General features: G+C 32.5%; 15 protein-coding genes. 7 read left to right on the top strand and 8 right to left on the bottom strand.

Going from position 1 to position 13,716, the window contains the following annotated elements; translation table 11 throughout:
- A partial coding sequence (locus ACI9TV_RS00645; RefSeq protein ID WP_415248825.1) for a hypothetical protein occupies positions 1 to 450 on the top strand: 450 nt, incomplete at its 5' end.
- A 16-nt stretch (positions 451 to 466) separates the two neighbouring features.
- On the top strand, positions 467 to 751 hold the full coding sequence (locus tag ACI9TV_RS00640) for a hypothetical protein (RefSeq protein WP_415248824.1): 285 nt from the start codon (positions 467 to 469) through the stop codon (positions 749 to 751).
- Positions 752 to 852: 101 nt separating this feature from the next.
- Here the strand turns inward: ACI9TV_RS00640 and ACI9TV_RS00635 are convergent, their stop codons facing one another.
- Together ACI9TV_RS00635 and ACI9TV_RS00630 are read right to left on the bottom strand one after the other, a co-directional pair.
- The gene (locus ACI9TV_RS00635; protein ID WP_415248823.1) at positions 853 to 1,983 is read right to left on the bottom strand and encodes a DUF819 domain-containing protein; all 1,131 of its coding nucleotides are present in this window, start codon (positions 1,981 to 1,983) and stop codon (positions 853 to 855) included.
- Positions 1,976 to 2,626, bottom strand: a complete 651-nt coding sequence (locus ACI9TV_RS00630) for an N-acetylmuramoyl-L-alanine amidase (protein WP_415248822.1) — start codon at positions 2,624 to 2,626, stop codon at positions 1,976 to 1,978. Before ACI9TV_RS00630 ends, ACI9TV_RS00635 begins: the two co-directional genes overlap by 8 nt.
- A 56-nt stretch (positions 2,627 to 2,682) precedes the next feature.
- Here ACI9TV_RS00630 and ACI9TV_RS00625 point away from each other — a divergent pair, with 56 nt between their 5' ends.
- From ACI9TV_RS00625 to ACI9TV_RS00615, 3 genes are all read left to right on the top strand, one after another.
- Positions 2,683 to 4,047, top strand: coding sequence for a DUF4139 domain-containing protein (locus ACI9TV_RS00625; RefSeq protein ID WP_415248821.1), 1,365 nt, complete (start codon positions 2,683 to 2,685; stop codon positions 4,045 to 4,047).
- A 10-nt stretch (positions 4,048 to 4,057) separates the two neighbouring features.
- Positions 4,058 to 4,801: an exonuclease domain-containing protein gene (locus ACI9TV_RS00620; protein ID WP_415248820.1), complete on the top strand. Its 744-nt coding sequence runs from the start codon at positions 4,058 to 4,060 to the stop codon at positions 4,799 to 4,801.
- A 160-nt stretch (positions 4,802 to 4,961) separates the two neighbouring features.
- Entirely contained in the window at positions 4,962 to 7,049 is a 2,088-nt protein-coding gene (locus tag ACI9TV_RS00615; RefSeq protein ID WP_415248819.1) for a methyl-accepting chemotaxis protein, read from the top strand.
- Positions 7,050 to 7,074: 25 nt separating this feature from the next.
- Here the strand turns inward: ACI9TV_RS00615 and ACI9TV_RS00610 are convergent, their stop codons facing one another.
- The 4 genes from ACI9TV_RS00610 to ACI9TV_RS00595 all read right to left on the bottom strand — a co-directional run bounded on the left by ACI9TV_RS00610 (position 7,075) and on the right by ACI9TV_RS00595 (position 9,542).
- A complete protein-coding gene (locus ACI9TV_RS00610; protein ID WP_415248818.1) occupies positions 7,075 to 7,821 on the bottom strand; it encodes a pirin family protein in 747 nt (248 codons plus the stop codon).
- Positions 7,822 to 7,834: 13 nt separating this feature from the next.
- On the bottom strand, positions 7,835 to 8,212 hold the full coding sequence (locus tag ACI9TV_RS00605; RefSeq protein ID WP_415248817.1) for a hypothetical protein: 378 nt from the start codon (positions 8,210 to 8,212) through the stop codon (positions 7,835 to 7,837).
- 103 nt (positions 8,213 to 8,315) lie between these two features.
- Positions 8,316 to 9,218 (bottom strand): helix-turn-helix domain-containing protein, encoded by a 903-nt coding sequence (locus ACI9TV_RS00600; protein WP_415248816.1) that lies wholly within the window; start codon positions 9,216 to 9,218, stop codon positions 8,316 to 8,318.
- A 3-nt stretch (positions 9,219 to 9,221) separates the two neighbouring features.
- Entirely contained in the window at positions 9,222 to 9,542 is a 321-nt protein-coding gene (locus ACI9TV_RS00595) for a DMT family transporter (protein WP_415248815.1), read from the bottom strand.
- 179 nt (positions 9,543 to 9,721) lie between these two features.
- Here ACI9TV_RS00595 and trpB point away from each other — a divergent pair, with 179 nt between their 5' ends.
- Entirely contained in the window at positions 9,722 to 10,939 is a 1,218-nt protein-coding gene (trpB, locus tag ACI9TV_RS00590; protein WP_415248814.1) for a tryptophan synthase subunit beta, read from the top strand.
- Here trpB and ACI9TV_RS00585 read toward each other — a convergent pair.
- Both ACI9TV_RS00585 and ACI9TV_RS00580 read right to left on the bottom strand, forming a co-directional pair.
- A complete protein-coding gene (locus ACI9TV_RS00585) occupies positions 10,936 to 12,135 on the bottom strand; it encodes a Na+/H+ antiporter NhaC family protein (RefSeq protein WP_415248813.1) in 1,200 nt (399 codons plus the stop codon). The two genes, trpB and ACI9TV_RS00585, sit on opposite strands and share 4 nt — an antisense overlap.
- Positions 12,136 to 12,318: 183 nt before the next feature.
- Positions 12,319 to 12,942 carry an acyl-CoA acyltransferase gene (locus tag ACI9TV_RS00580; RefSeq protein WP_415248812.1) on the bottom strand — a complete coding sequence of 208 codons (624 nt, stop codon included), beginning with the start codon at positions 12,940 to 12,942 and terminating at the stop codon, positions 12,319 to 12,321.
- Positions 12,943 to 12,995: 53 nt separating this feature from the next.
- Here ACI9TV_RS00580 and ACI9TV_RS00575 point away from each other — a divergent pair, with 53 nt between their 5' ends.
- Positions 12,996 to 13,715, top strand: coding sequence for a L,D-transpeptidase family protein (locus ACI9TV_RS00575; RefSeq protein ID WP_415248811.1), 720 nt, complete (start codon positions 12,996 to 12,998; stop codon positions 13,713 to 13,715).
- Position 13,716: the final 1 nt, after the last annotated feature.

The raw sequence follows: 13,716 nt of genomic DNA, 5'->3' as shown, positions 1-13,716 counted from the left end.
GTTTTCTCAAATCAAAAAGTTGAAAAATACTGGAATCAAATAGTCACTACAGATGACAAGAAAGAGCGATTAACTTTTTTAATTAAAATGGGTCCAAAACTACAAAAACAAATCAACAAAAAAAGATTGGAATTAATGACTCCACTTAATTTACTTGAGCAAAAAATAGCGCAACAATTAAGAAATGAATATTCTCAAGCACGTGCGATGAATAACAGTCTTACTGGTTTACTCATCTCAGCTTCAGAAGTAGCAGAAAACCAAAGTAGGTATTTATCAATGATCGGTTTAACTGAGGGAAAAATAGCTAACACTATAGATAAAACAGATGAAATTGTTAGTTCACTATTAACAAAGTCTGAAACACTAAAAGATACTGTAGCAAAAGGAGACAAGTTTTTAGACAAAGTTCATAAGTTACGAGAAAAAATAGACACTAAATTAAAATAAAATAAAGGATTATATTATGGCAATAGATTGGGATGAATTTGATAAAGAAATTGATAGTATCATAGAAGAAAGTGCGCAAGAGACAGATGAAGCACTAGCTTCGAAAATTTCTTCAATAACCAGAATGAATGATACAGAAATACAAGAGTTGTTTCCAAATAAAAGCGATGCTAAAAAATTAACTGAACTTATGAAAATTGTTGAATCTGCTGAAGATGATAATGTAAAAGTTAATAAAATTGTATCTAATGCTGAAAAATTTGGTGAAGTTGTTTTTACACTATTAAAAAGATTTGCCTAGTACAAGAATATATGGATACACCTGTACTTGCTATAGGTTTATCCTATACTTTGAGTTAGTTTTAATGATAGATAACTTAGCCTATAAATGCCAAATAACACTTATCTAACTAACCCACGTAAAATATTCCCTACAACAAGTCCGCCAAAAGTTCCAATAAGGTAACCCATTATTGCCATCAATACACCTACACTTACTAGTGATTTGTTATAGGCTGCTGCTAATATTGGTGCAGAAGCTACCCCTCCAATGTTTGAGAGTGAGGCCACTGCAACTGAGAATAAATCTAGTCTAAATATTTTTGCTCCAAGAATCATAATTAACGCATGAATAAGTAATACAACAAAACCTGCTAAGACATATATTCCAACATCACTAAAGGAATCAAATACAGCCTTAGATCCAATAAGTGCAATGATAATATAAAGCATAGTCGTAGACACTTCACTCGAACCATTTACTTCTTTTAGCTTGCTCAAAGAACCAAGAATTCCAAAAAGTGAAGCCAGTAAAACTATAGTTGTAGTCTTATTTAAAATAACAAAATACTCAGCTATAAACTGTGAGATAAAAGAAACAAGCACACCTAGAAAAATAAGTAACCAGTATCTTTTATCTCCCATAGTACAAGCACATCCTACTTCACCTAAGTATGCTACATTTGCATCACTGCCAGTGAAGTGATTAAACACATGGGCAAATGGTACTAAAAATAAAAGTAACATTACCCATAAAGTATAATTTACACTATCTACAATAAGAGCGTATCCAAAAGCCTCTTGGCTTACTTCAAGAGCAGAACCAACGGCTATCATATTTGCCGTTCCACCCATCCAACTTCCAGCTAAAGCTCCAAAAGCAGATGCCATCTCATGATTAAAATCAAATCCAATGGATACAATAATAAAAGCAATTGTGAGTGAAAAGAGTGCTAAAACATACGAAATAAGTAAAGACTTTCCTAACTTAAAAAAGTGAGAAAAATCAATTTGTAAAAGCATAAGAAAAAGCATTGCAGGAAGAAGATTTGTTTTAATGAGAGAGTAGATATTGTTAATCTCTTCATTATACTCAAACACTCCCATCGAAGCTAAAAACATACTAAAAGCATAAATCATTACAACAGCAGGAATGAATTTAAAAACTTTAAATGATGTCTTTTTTTCTAAAATGCTAAATCCAGTGGCTATAAAAGCTAAAATCAAAAGATAGATTAGCGGTGAACTAATCACATGGTGCCTTTTTAAATCCTTTTATATTTGCATGTAAATCACGCATAAAATTTTTACCCGGATCGTATTTCGATGTTCTATATCCATCATCTTTTTCTAGCCAAAGTTCTGTATTCTCAAAACATCTGTATTCATGATGTCCTACAACGTATTCAATAGTTGGAAATTTCTTTTTAAGATAATTTACTATAAAAATATTTGCAGCTAACTGCTCTACTGTAAGATCTTGCTTATACCCTGCTCCACCTACATTTTCAATCCCAATAGAGCTGTAGTTAAGTCCAATTACATGACGTCCCATAAAGTCAAGTGGCATAAGTTGGTGAATTGTTCCATCACGTTCCACCATAAAATGAGTAGACACATTTAATGTACTTGCCTTAGAAATCTCTGGTCTATCATTTGGCAAAGTCTCTGATGTAAAACGTGCTAAAGATTTAGAAAATGTCTCTACTGCCGTGTAATGCACAAGCACAATTTTAGGGACTATTTTGATATCCTTCACATCTATCGCATAATGATTTTTTATATATTCTTTAGTGAGATTAACTCTTACTTCACCAAAATTTATGGGTGTTTGATGTATCTCATATGCATTTAAAATAAAAGAGAGACTTAGAACGAAAAGAAGTATTTTTATCATTAAATTTACCTGCTATTTTTTTTGATAGTGTACCATATCTTTAACAAGGAATTTATATGAAAAACCTCTCTTTAGCACTTCTTTCTTCTGTACTACTTTCTAGCTCACTTTTCGCTGTAACATTAAACTCAAACACGCAAGATAACTCACTCATTATCTATAACTCTAATGTTGGTTTAGTGCATGAATCTAGAGACTTACAACTTAATAAAGATGAAACAAGTATCATTTATGAAGATGTGGCTTCAAGTATCAACACTGACTCTGTTAATGTATCGCTACCCTCAGGAGTATCCCTCTACGCCCAACAATATCGTTTTGATAAGCTCACACAAAACAAACTACTCAATGCGTACATAGGTAAAAAAGTCTCTGTAAAAATCCTAAAAGACACGAAGAGTTTTAAAACTATCTCAGCAACTCTCCTTTCTAACGATGGAGCTTCATGTATCGTGAAATTTAGAAGTCAAATCATCATTGTTGAAAGTAAAAATATCATCTTTGATAGTATTCCAGATGAACTGATAACAAAACCCTCTTTAGTATGGAATATCAATACAAACAAAAAAATAAATGCTAAAATGAGTATAGATTACCTCATAAATCAAATTACTTGGAAAAGTAACTATATTCTCAACCTTGATGGAGATAGTGCGGACTTAAGTGGTTGGATTACAATTAACAATCGCTCAGGAAAAGCTTTTGAAAACACTTCTTTACGTGTCTTAGCCGGTGAAATAAACAGAGCTAGACAGCCAAGACAAAACTACAGTAGAATGAAAAATGTAGCTATGATGGCAGATGCAACACCAGAAGTTGCACACCAAGCACATGAAGGCTATCATTTCTACTCCATCCCCCTTAAAGTAAATCTAGCAAACAATGAAAAAACTCAAATAAAGTTTATCTCACAAGACAACATAGACATACAAAGAAAATACAAAGCACAAATGAATAATCCCAATTATTTTGGTGGTGAAGTAAAACATGACGTAACACAACTCATCACAATAAAAGGCTTTGAATTTCCGACTCCCAAAGGGATTGTAAGAACCTACTCAAACCTTGGGAGTACAAATATCCTTTTAGGAGAAAGTAACATTGGGCATACTCCAAAAAACACTCCTATTTCCCTTACACTTGGAAAAAACTTTGATATAAAAGTAAAAGAAACACTTGTAGAAAGAGATAGAACTACATGGTATCATGACAATAGTGTTCAATACAGCATCAAAAATAGTTCCAATGAAAATAAGACTGTAGAAATCCTTGTTCCTTTTTCAAATAATCCTTCCGATGAAGTAAAAAGTAAAGAAAAGTATACTTTTACAAAAGGAAACCTTCTTGCATTTGAAATCCAAGTCAAAGCAAATACTACAAAAAAATTCAATGTTTACTATAGAACTAAAATACAAAAATAAAAGGTTATAAATGGCAAAGAGATACATAATTTTAGATACAGAGACAACAGGAACGGGTGAGCTAGATAGAGTTATTCAACTAGGATATATTGTTCTAGGTACAAAAGATATAGAAGTTCATAATGAGTTCTGCTCGTCTGACATTCCTATCAGTTTTGGAGCGATGGAAGTGCATGGAATTACTCCTGATTTGATTGAAGGCAAACCTGCATGTCAAGATATGCCTGCCTATAAAAGGCTACTTGAGCTAAACACTCCAGAGAACTATGTGATAATCCATAATGCCCCATTTGACTTAGGTATGCTAGAAAAAGAAGGTTTTAACACACAAATGAAAGTGATAGATACACTGAGAGTGGCTAAACATGTACTTCCAGATGAAGATGCACATAGACTTCAATACTTTCGTTATAAGTTTGATCTCTATAAAGAGGAACAAAAAGAGGCAGATGACTTAGGCGTTGTGGTAAAAGCACATGATGCGATTGGTGATGTTTTAGTTTTAAAACTTTTGCTTTCTCGTCTTAAAGATATAGTTCAAGAACAGTTTCCAAGTGAAAATCCAGTTGAGAAGATGGTTGATTTAACAAACACACCAATCCTCGTAAAAACTTTTAGATTTGGAAAGCATAAAGGTAAAACTTTAGAAGAAGTCTCAAGTAGTGATGCTGGTTATATGAGATGGATGCTCAGTTCTATGGATAACTTAGATGAAGATTTGAGGTATTCTATAAATACTGTTCTTGGTTCTTAAAGTAAAATCTCTCTTCAAATTCCCATCCTGGGAATTCAATCTATCTTTATAGAAATATAATTTAATATCAAAAAATATACCTTAACGTGAAGTTATACTTTACATTACTTTAAACAATATTAGTATACAATCACCTTAATTTTTACATAAGGACTACTAAATGCTAAACCTTACAATTAAGACAAAAGTTATATTATTAAGTATTATTTCTATTTTTACTATTTCATTTCTAGTAATTTTATTGGCTTCGTTCGATATCGTATCTTTAAATGTAGATAACATTGAAAAATCTAAAGCTGACCTACTAAACTCTAAAAGAATACAAATCAAAACTCAAGTAGATACAGCTTCAAAAGCTATTGAAAGCTTCTATAATGATTCAAAAAATGCAAATGTAGCGAACTCTATAAAAGAGAAAAGTTTAGAGTTTGAAACAGTACTAACAAATTTTTATAATACAAACAAAGATAAATATACTAGAGAAGAATTAGAAACTGGTTTAAGAAGATTAATAAGATCTTATCGATACGATGCTGGAGTTGGTTATTATTGGATAAATGACTTCAATTATAAAATGATTATGCATCCAATCAAACCTAGTCTTGATGGACAGGTTTTTAAGGATACTCCAGAGACACCTTTTGTTGCCTTAGCAGTAGACGCACTCAAGAAGTCCGGAGCAAATAATGCCGTAATTAGTTATGAATTTATACATCCAAAGACTAAAGTACTTGAATCTAAAATTTCAAATGTTTTTGTATTTAAACCATTTAACTGGATTATAGGTACTGGTGCATATAAAAGTCATTTAGAAAAAAAATTAAAAGCGCAAGCAAAAAAAGTTATTGATAATCTACAATATGGTAAAGATGGATATTTTTGGATTAATGATATTGATGGGATTATGATTTCTCATCCAAAAAAACATTTAGAGGGTAAAAGCTTTGCTAGTTCAGAATTTGTTATCTTAGGAGTAGATATAGCAAATTCAAAAGGTGAAGGCTTTGCAGATTATAGTTTTCCTAAAGTAGGTACTACAAAACCAGAACCTAAAACAGCATATATTAAATATTTTCCAGAGTGGAAGTGGATGATTGGTACTGGAATTTATATTGATGATATAGAAAAAAAAGCTCTAGAAATGGAAAAAGAATCAGCTGAAAAACTAACTACAATGATGATAGAGATGATAGTTCTTTCGTTAGTAGCTGCATTTATATTATCAGTTATTGCAACCTTATTGGCTAATAGCGGTATATCTAAACCAATAAATAGATTTAAAAATAAAATGTTAGAAATCTCTTCAAATCATGATTTAACACAACAAATTGATTCAAAGAATTCACCTGGAGAAATTCAAGAAATAGAAGAAAGTTTTAATATTTTACTTAGTTCTTTACATGAATTAATTACAACTTCTAAAAATTCTTCAAATGAAAATGCAGCTATAGCCCATGAACTTTCAACAACAGCCGTTAGTGTAGGTAAAAACGTTGAATCTTCAGTTACAATTATTGAAGAAGCAAGTGCCCAGGCTAGAGGTGTAGAGGAAGAAATAATAAATTCTATCTCTGATGCACAAGAATCCAAAAAAGAAATTATAGAAGCAAATGAAAATTTAGCAATAGCAAGAAATGACATTGTTTCTCTTACAGCAAAAGTGCAACAAACTGCTGAAACAGAGCTAGAATTAGCGCACAATATGGAATCACTATCAAAAGATGCGAGTGAAGTAAAAACTGTTTTAGTTGTAATATCTGATATTGCAGACCAAACGAATCTTCTCGCTTTAAATGCAGCGATTGAAGCAGCAAGGGCAGGAGAACATGGTAGAGGATTTGCTGTTGTTGCTGATGAAGTAAGAAAGCTTGCCGAGAGAACACAAAAAACACTAACAGAGATAAATGCAACGATAAATGTCGTTGTTCAGTCAATAGAAGATGCTTCTAGTCAAATGAATAGTAACTCTGATGAGATCCAAGAATTGGCAAACCTTGCAGATGGTGTTGAAAGTAGAATTAACGCTACCGCTGAAATAGTTCTTGAAGCTGTAAAAGTAACGGATCAAACAGTAAGTAACTTTGAAAGTACTGGTAACAGTATAAAAGACATTGTTACTAAAGTAGAGAAAATCAATGAAATATCAGCAGTAAATGCAAGAAGTGTAGAAGAGATTGCTGCGGCAACAGAACATTTAAATACACAGACGAATGATTTAAATGCTAAACTTCAAACATTTCGAACATAAAGAACACTTAGTTAATGCAAAGGTATTAGTATTTATCGATGAATCGAGGATACTCAATATTTGTTAAACTCTTTATGACAAAGAGTTCTGATGTACTCTTCGCAGTAATACTTACCTCTTTGCTAGAGTTCAATACTAAAAAGTCATCCTTAGTCATTAACTCATTATCTACTGTTACTTCACCACCTAAAAGATAATAAGAATAAGTATAATTCTCCTCAAGCGTTTCTTGATACTTTCCTGAGACAAATTTAAGTTTTTCTATACTTATGTTTGGAGTATCGTAAGATATCACTCCTCTATCTTTTAAATATATTAGTCTCTCGACAGCATTTTCTTTTTCACTTGTAAATTCATTGACTTGATAATCTCTATAACAAGCGTCTTTTATCATGGATTTGGAGAAGTCAGGATCAAACCAAATCTGAAATAGTTGGGTTCCTTTTGTAATTTTTTCAGCGTGTTGCACTCCTGAGCCTGCTTGGATAACCTGAACACCACCTAAACCTAATGGTGTCCAAACTTTTGTAGCAGTATCATAATGCTCTATGGAACCTTTAAAAACAAAGGTCATTATTTCAAACCCTTCATGTGGGTGAAGAGGAAACTCCGATGTTTCTAAAGCTTCTAAATGTGCCCAATAAAATAAGTTTGAATACGCGCTAGACCCATTTCTATTTGGAAATGGAATAGGTTTATTTTCTATAAAAGCCCCATTAAAAAGAGGCATCAATTCTTGTTGTTCTTTTTTTAAATGTAGTAACTTTTTCATAACAAACTCCTTCTTATGCTTTAAATATCTCTTTATATCTCTCTTTATTTTTTACTATAACTACTATTGTAGCAATAACTATAAACATTGAAGCTCCAATCCCAGCTACATCTAAAAACAGGTGTGCAAGGAATGCATTCATCATTATTGGCATGAGAATAATTGCCATTAAAGGTGCAAATTTATTTGTTACATAGGCTATCCCTGTAACTAACTCAATTGTAGCTACAATAGGAAATATAAATCCAGTTGCAAATAACGCACCTAAGTATGTACCCATCTCTACTGGTGGCTCTGGCATGGGCATAAAATGTAAAAAACCATTTGACCCAAACACGACTAACATTAAACCAGAAATCACTTGGATTCCTAAAAATATTTTATCTTTCATTTTACTATCCTTTTTGAGAATCTAGTTCTCTTTGTCTAGGAGATAAGTATAACAATTAGCTATATGTAAATGGAAGAGTAAAATATCGCAAATATATGCAATATTACGGTTTTTGAAAAGATATCCTGTATTTTGAAGGGCTGATACTTTCATATCGTTTGAAAAAGCGTCCTAAATCTGAAGCATTTTCAAAGTTCATCACTGATGCTATTTGTTTAACACTTAGGTTTGTATGCACTAAAAGATACTGTAACTCTTTAAGTATACGTATATGAATAAAATGAAGTGCTGCTCTATTTGACACCTCTTTCACTGTTTCACTCAGGTGCTTTGGTGTTATTTCTAAAATATCAGCATATTCTTGAACACTTTTTTTATTTTGGTAATGTTCTTCAATTAAATTAAGATACTGACTCATAATTTGTTCAGCTCTCGTTATCGACCTATCTTTCAATGAAGCGAGTTTTTGACGTTTTAAAAGTAATAAAAGTTGCGTTACAAGCGTTTGAGATACCTCTTTATAAAGTTTATCTTTATCTCTGTACTCGTAATTTAATTGTTCAAAAATATATTGCACTTTTGCAAACTCACAGCCCAACAGATGAACAAAATTATGGTGAAGTTTATGGAAAGTAACTAAACTGTTCAAACCAGAAGGAAGAAACTCTTTATCAAAGAGTAATACTAAAGAGTTTTGTTCCTCACTTGTATCCTCAAAGGAGTGTATAACTCCTGGCACTAAAAGCTGTAAAGACTGTCCTTCTACCTGATAGTCATGTTGATTTATATGACGGATAGAGGTGCCATTTATAGAAAGAATAAGTATATAATGAGCACAACGACTATATGGCCCAATATTTCCTTTTCCATTGTTTTCTAAAATTACAAATTGATCTGCTATAAAGTTTTCATCAAAAATATCCATACCAAAAGATGGATTTTTTGCATGAATATCTTTATAAAGATCAAGACTTTGTTCTATACTAAGTAAGGGAAGTTGATTCATAATCTAATAAGATACAAGTTTAAGCCCAACAATAGAAGCTACTAGAGTAAATAAAAAGAACAATCGTAAAGTACCTGCTGGTTCATTATAAAAATATATACCTACTATAATAGTACCAAAAGCGCCCATGCCTGTCCAAATTGCATATGCTGTTCCTACCGGTATAGACTCAATAGCTTTTGTAAGTGCATAAAAACTTGTAATAGCAAAAAAAATAAATATAGCAGTAGGTATTAATTTTGTAAAATTTTCAGTGAGTTTCATTGTAGAGGCAAACCCAATTTCTAAAATACCTGCCAATATTAAGTATGCCCATCCTGACATTATGTCTCCTTCTTTTCTCTTACGTGCAAGATAGCATTGTTTATCTTAGATATATCTTCTATTGAGAAACACAATGAGAATAAAAGACACTCTATTTACTCAAGAGCAGCTAACTAATCACTTTCTAAGAGTTATTCCATTATAATTTTTTGCAATATAATACTATAAGGAAAACTGTAATGAGTAAATCTTATCTAGACTCTCAACCTGATGAAAATGGATACTTTGGAAAATTTGGAGGTGCATTTATACCTCCACCACTTGAAGGTCCATTTGCAGATATAAATAAAGCCTATAAAGAGTTAAAAAACTCACCTGAATTTATTAATGAACTTAAGTATGTGAGAAAACATTATCAAGGGCGTCCTACTCCCATATCATTTGCAAAGAACCTAACTGAGCATTGTGGTGGAGCAAAAATCTACCTCAAAAGAGAAGATTTAAATCACACTGGTGCACATAAACTTAACCACTGTATGGCTGAAGTTATTTTAGCAAAATACCTAGGAAAGACAAAAGTTATCGCTGAAACTGGAGCTGGACAACATGGCGTAGCCTTAGCAACTGCTGCAGCATATTTTGGATTAGAGTGTGAGATTCATATGGGTGAAGTAGATATTGAAAAAGAGCATCCAAATGTTGTTCGTATGAAAATACTTGGTGCGAATGTAATCCCTTCTACGCATGGTCTTCGTACTTTAAAAGAAGCAGTAGACTCTGCTTTTGAGAGCTATGTACCTCAAGCTGAGACAGCTCTTTATTGTATAGGTTCCGTTGTTGGTCCACACCCATTTCCAGTTATGGTTAGAGACTTTCAATCCGTTGTAGGGTTTGAGGCAAAAGAACAATTTGACGAATTAGAAGGAAAACTTCCAGATAATGTTGTTGCATGTATTGGTGGTGGCTCAAATGCAATGGGAATCTTTGCTGGCTTTATAGATGATAAAGATGTAAACCTAATAGGTGTTGAGCCTATGGGTATAGGTGAAGAGTTAGGTAAACATGCGGCAAGCCTTACATATGGGGAAGAAGGAATTATGCATGGTTTTAACTCTATTATGCTTAAAGATGCTGAGGGTGAACCAGCTCCTGTTTACTCTGTAGGTTCTGGTATAGATTATCCATCTGTTGGACCTGAACATGCATACCTAAAAGAGATAGGAAGAACAACTGTCGGTCTTTGTAACGATGAAGAGGCTATTGATGCTTTTTATAAACTATCGCAATTAGAAGGTATTATTCCAGCTTTAGAAACTGCTCATGCAATTGGATATGCAATGAAATTAGCAAAAACTTTAGGTAAAGATAAAACTATTTTGGTAAACCTTAGTGGTAGAGGGGACAAAGATATTGACTTTGTAGTTGAAAACTATCCTGTTCCACACGCAAAGTTTTAAGAGTTTATAAAACTTAATACAACAAATAAACTTAGTGCAATACATCCACTTATAAGAGCATAAGGAAGTTGTGTCCTTACATGCTCTATTACTTCACACTCAGCCGCCATTGAAGATATAATCGTTGTATCTGAGATTGGCGAACAATGATCACCAAAAATTCCACCCGAGATTACTGCACCTATAACAAGAGCACTATCTCCGTCCATTGCAACAGCCATCGGAACCGCAATAGGAATCATAATACTAAACGTACCCCAAGATGTCCCCGTAGAAAAAGAAATAAGACTACTGAGCAAAAATATAGCCCCTGCTAAAAAAACAACATTGAGATTTTCACTTGCAAACGAAGCAAGGTATAAACCTGTTTTTAGCTGCGAAGTAACTTCACCAATAGAAAAAGCAAAAATAAGAATCATAGAAACAGCAAATAGTTTTTTTGCTCCCTTGAATGAAATTTTGGAATATTCTAAAATACTCATATTTTTTGTACCTACATAATAAATGAAGATAAATCCAAGTACGCTAAGCATAGTATAAAAAATAGAGCTTGAACCACTCCCCTTTAAAATTTCACCATTACCAGTTATATATAAAAATACAAAAATTAAAACAAGCATCAAAAATATTGGAAGAAGCATTAAATACATACTATTTACTTTTTCTTCTACATAAATTTCTGACTTTTTATATTCAAGTCTTTTCATTGGACCTATATCAATCCCAAACCATATAAATAAAAAGGCTACAAGTAATGCGCTCATCGCATAAAAATTATAGAGCACCGAATCAAGTAAAAGTTCAAATGCCGTTCCCTCTAAAGAGCCTTGGCTAATTTGTGTCGTTATTAAGCCTAGAAGCAATGCTCCATAGCCATTAAAGATAACTAATGACCCAATAGGTGCCGAAGTAGAATCACAGATATAAGCAAGCTTAGCATGAGGTATTTTGTATTTATCGCAAAGTGGTTTGCCAACTGCACCGGAGATAAGCGCCGTAATAGAAGTTTCTATAAAAATAAACACCCCTAAAAAGTAACTCAACAGTAGAGCAGAACGTTTCGATGAAACAAAAGCTTTTTGGTGAAGTACGAAATGAACAAAGCCCCCAACGCCTCCACTTTTTTCTATTAAAGCCATAATACTTCCAATTAAGATTACAAATCCAAGTGTTTTAAGTATCCATGGTGTACTCATAAGCATTATAAAGAGAGTGTAAGTAGCTTCAAGGGTGAGAAAAATATCAAAATGGTTCAATAGTAAAAGGCCTAAAAAAGTTCCACTAAAAAGAGAAAAAATAACCTTACGAGTTAGCAATGCCAAGGCGATTGCTAAAATAGAAGGAAGAAGAGAAAGACTAGAGAGTTCTATAAAATTTTCCTAAAACTCTAATTCTAAAAGTACTTGACCAGCACGTCCAAATTTTTCTTTGTATAAATCACACTCTTTTTCTTCGACTATTCTAAAACCTAGTTTTTTGTAAAATAAAATAGTTTCTAAAGAGCCAATTTCAACAAGAGCCTGACCAATTCTGTAGCCTTTGAGTCTTGCAGTTAAAAGTGATTTCGTCATCAATGTTTTTAAAACACCAACATCTATAAAGCCTTCAAGTTCTTCCATAAAGTCAAACATGAGGGTTCTGTTGTTTAAATTAAAGTTACAACAAGTCATCACATCTAAGGCTTCTTCACAACTTTCAGAACAACCAACTTCTTCTAATGCAGTAACGAAGGCTTCTTTTGTAGCAATTCTTGGCTCATAAGAACACAATGTACCGACACATTTACCATCCATCTCTGCAATTAAAAAATTGTTGAAATTACAATGGGATTTTGCAGTCGTTTTTGTAAGCGCTTCAATCTTAGGTAAAATCACTGCCTCATCATTTGTAGCAAAGATTAAATCGAAGATTCCATCTTTTTTTCCAGCACGTGAACTTTGCAAAATCATCTGCGCTAAAAAAGCGGAATCAGTAGCAGTAGCCTTTCTTATTTTAATACTCATAATTTCTTCCAAAATTTAATTTAAATCATATAATAGTAATAGTACCATATCTTATGATAAAAAGTTTCTTAATCCTTATAAGTTTTTCAACATTCTTATTCTCATCACAGCAAATCGTTTTAGTTGTAGCAGATGATTTCAATACTTCAAAAGCAAAATTAGAGTGCTTTGAAGATGGAAATATCATCCATAAAAGCATAGATGTAAACATCGGAAAAAAAGGCCTAGGCTGGGGACTTGGGGAAATAAAACTTTCTCAAAGAAAGAACGATCCAATCAAAGTTGAGGGAGATAAAAAAGCACCCATCGGTGTATTTAAACTCTCTAAAGTCTTTGGTTACTCAAAAAATAACAATTTGAGTATTCCGTACATTCATACATCAAAAAATCTAATATGTGTGGACGACAGTAACTCAAAAAAATATAATAAAATTATATCTATGCCTAAAGAAAAACCAAAAAGCTTTGAATTTATGAAACGAGATGATTTACAGTATAAACTTGGTGTTGTAGTCGAACATAATAAAAATGCAGAATTTAAACGTGGTTCTTGTATCTTTATCCATGTTCAAAAGAAAAAAAATGCTGGAACTGCGGGATGTACTTCAATGAAGTTAGAAAAATTAAAAAAAATAGTTACTTGGTTAGATAAAAAAAAGAATCCAATTTTGATACAAATACCAAAGTCATTATCTAATGAAATTTTAAAACTTTACCCAGAACTAACAAGTTCTAGACTTTTAAAAAATCACACTAACCTTGAGAGAAATTAGA

The organism is Sulfurimonas sp. (assembly GCF_047622445.1).
In the GTDB taxonomy this organism is placed as follows: Bacteria; Campylobacterota; Campylobacteria; order Campylobacterales; family Sulfurimonadaceae; genus Sulfurimonas.
The sequence above is the reverse complement of the archived record's forward strand: the minus strand, read 5'-3'. Positions and strand labels throughout refer to the sequence as shown.

What these genes read in the sequence shown, in the direction of transcription:
- ACI9TV_RS00640 (WP_415248824.1), top strand. Translation starts at nt 467, where the DNA reads ATGGCAATAGATTGGGATGAATTTGATAAAGAAATTGATAGTATCATA.
- ACI9TV_RS00630 (WP_415248822.1), bottom strand. Translation starts at nt 2,626, where the DNA reads ATGATAAAAATACTTCTTTTCGTTCTAAGTCTCTCTTTTATTTTAAAT.
- ACI9TV_RS00625 (WP_415248821.1), top strand. Translation starts at nt 2,683, where the DNA reads ATGAAAAACCTCTCTTTAGCACTTCTTTCTTCTGTACTACTTTCTAGC.
- ACI9TV_RS00620 (WP_415248820.1), top strand. Translation starts at nt 4,058, where the DNA reads ATGGCAAAGAGATACATAATTTTAGATACAGAGACAACAGGAACGGGT.
- ACI9TV_RS00615 (WP_415248819.1), top strand. Translation starts at nt 4,962, where the DNA reads ATGCTAAACCTTACAATTAAGACAAAAGTTATATTATTAAGTATTATT.
- ACI9TV_RS00610 (WP_415248818.1), bottom strand. Translation starts at nt 7,821, where the DNA reads ATGAAAAAGTTACTACATTTAAAAAAAGAACAACAAGAATTGATGCCT.
- ACI9TV_RS00605 (WP_415248817.1), bottom strand. Translation starts at nt 8,212, where the DNA reads ATGAAAGATAAAATATTTTTAGGAATCCAAGTGATTTCTGGTTTAATG.
- ACI9TV_RS00600 (WP_415248816.1), bottom strand. Translation starts at nt 9,218, where the DNA reads ATGAATCAACTTCCCTTACTTAGTATAGAACAAAGTCTTGATCTTTAT.
- ACI9TV_RS00595 (WP_415248815.1), bottom strand. Translation starts at nt 9,542, where the DNA reads ATGTCAGGATGGGCATACTTAATATTGGCAGGTATTTTAGAAATTGGG.
- trpB (WP_415248814.1), top strand. Translation starts at nt 9,722, where the DNA reads ATGAGTAAATCTTATCTAGACTCTCAACCTGATGAAAATGGATACTTT.
- ACI9TV_RS00585 (WP_415248813.1), bottom strand. Translation starts at nt 12,135, where the DNA reads ATGAGTACACCATGGATACTTAAAACACTTGGATTTGTAATCTTAATT.
- ACI9TV_RS00580 (WP_415248812.1), bottom strand. Translation starts at nt 12,942, where the DNA reads ATGAGTATTAAAATAAGAAAGGCTACTGCTACTGATTCCGCTTTTTTA.
- ACI9TV_RS00575 (WP_415248811.1), top strand. Translation starts at nt 12,996, where the DNA reads ATGATAAAAAGTTTCTTAATCCTTATAAGTTTTTCAACATTCTTATTC.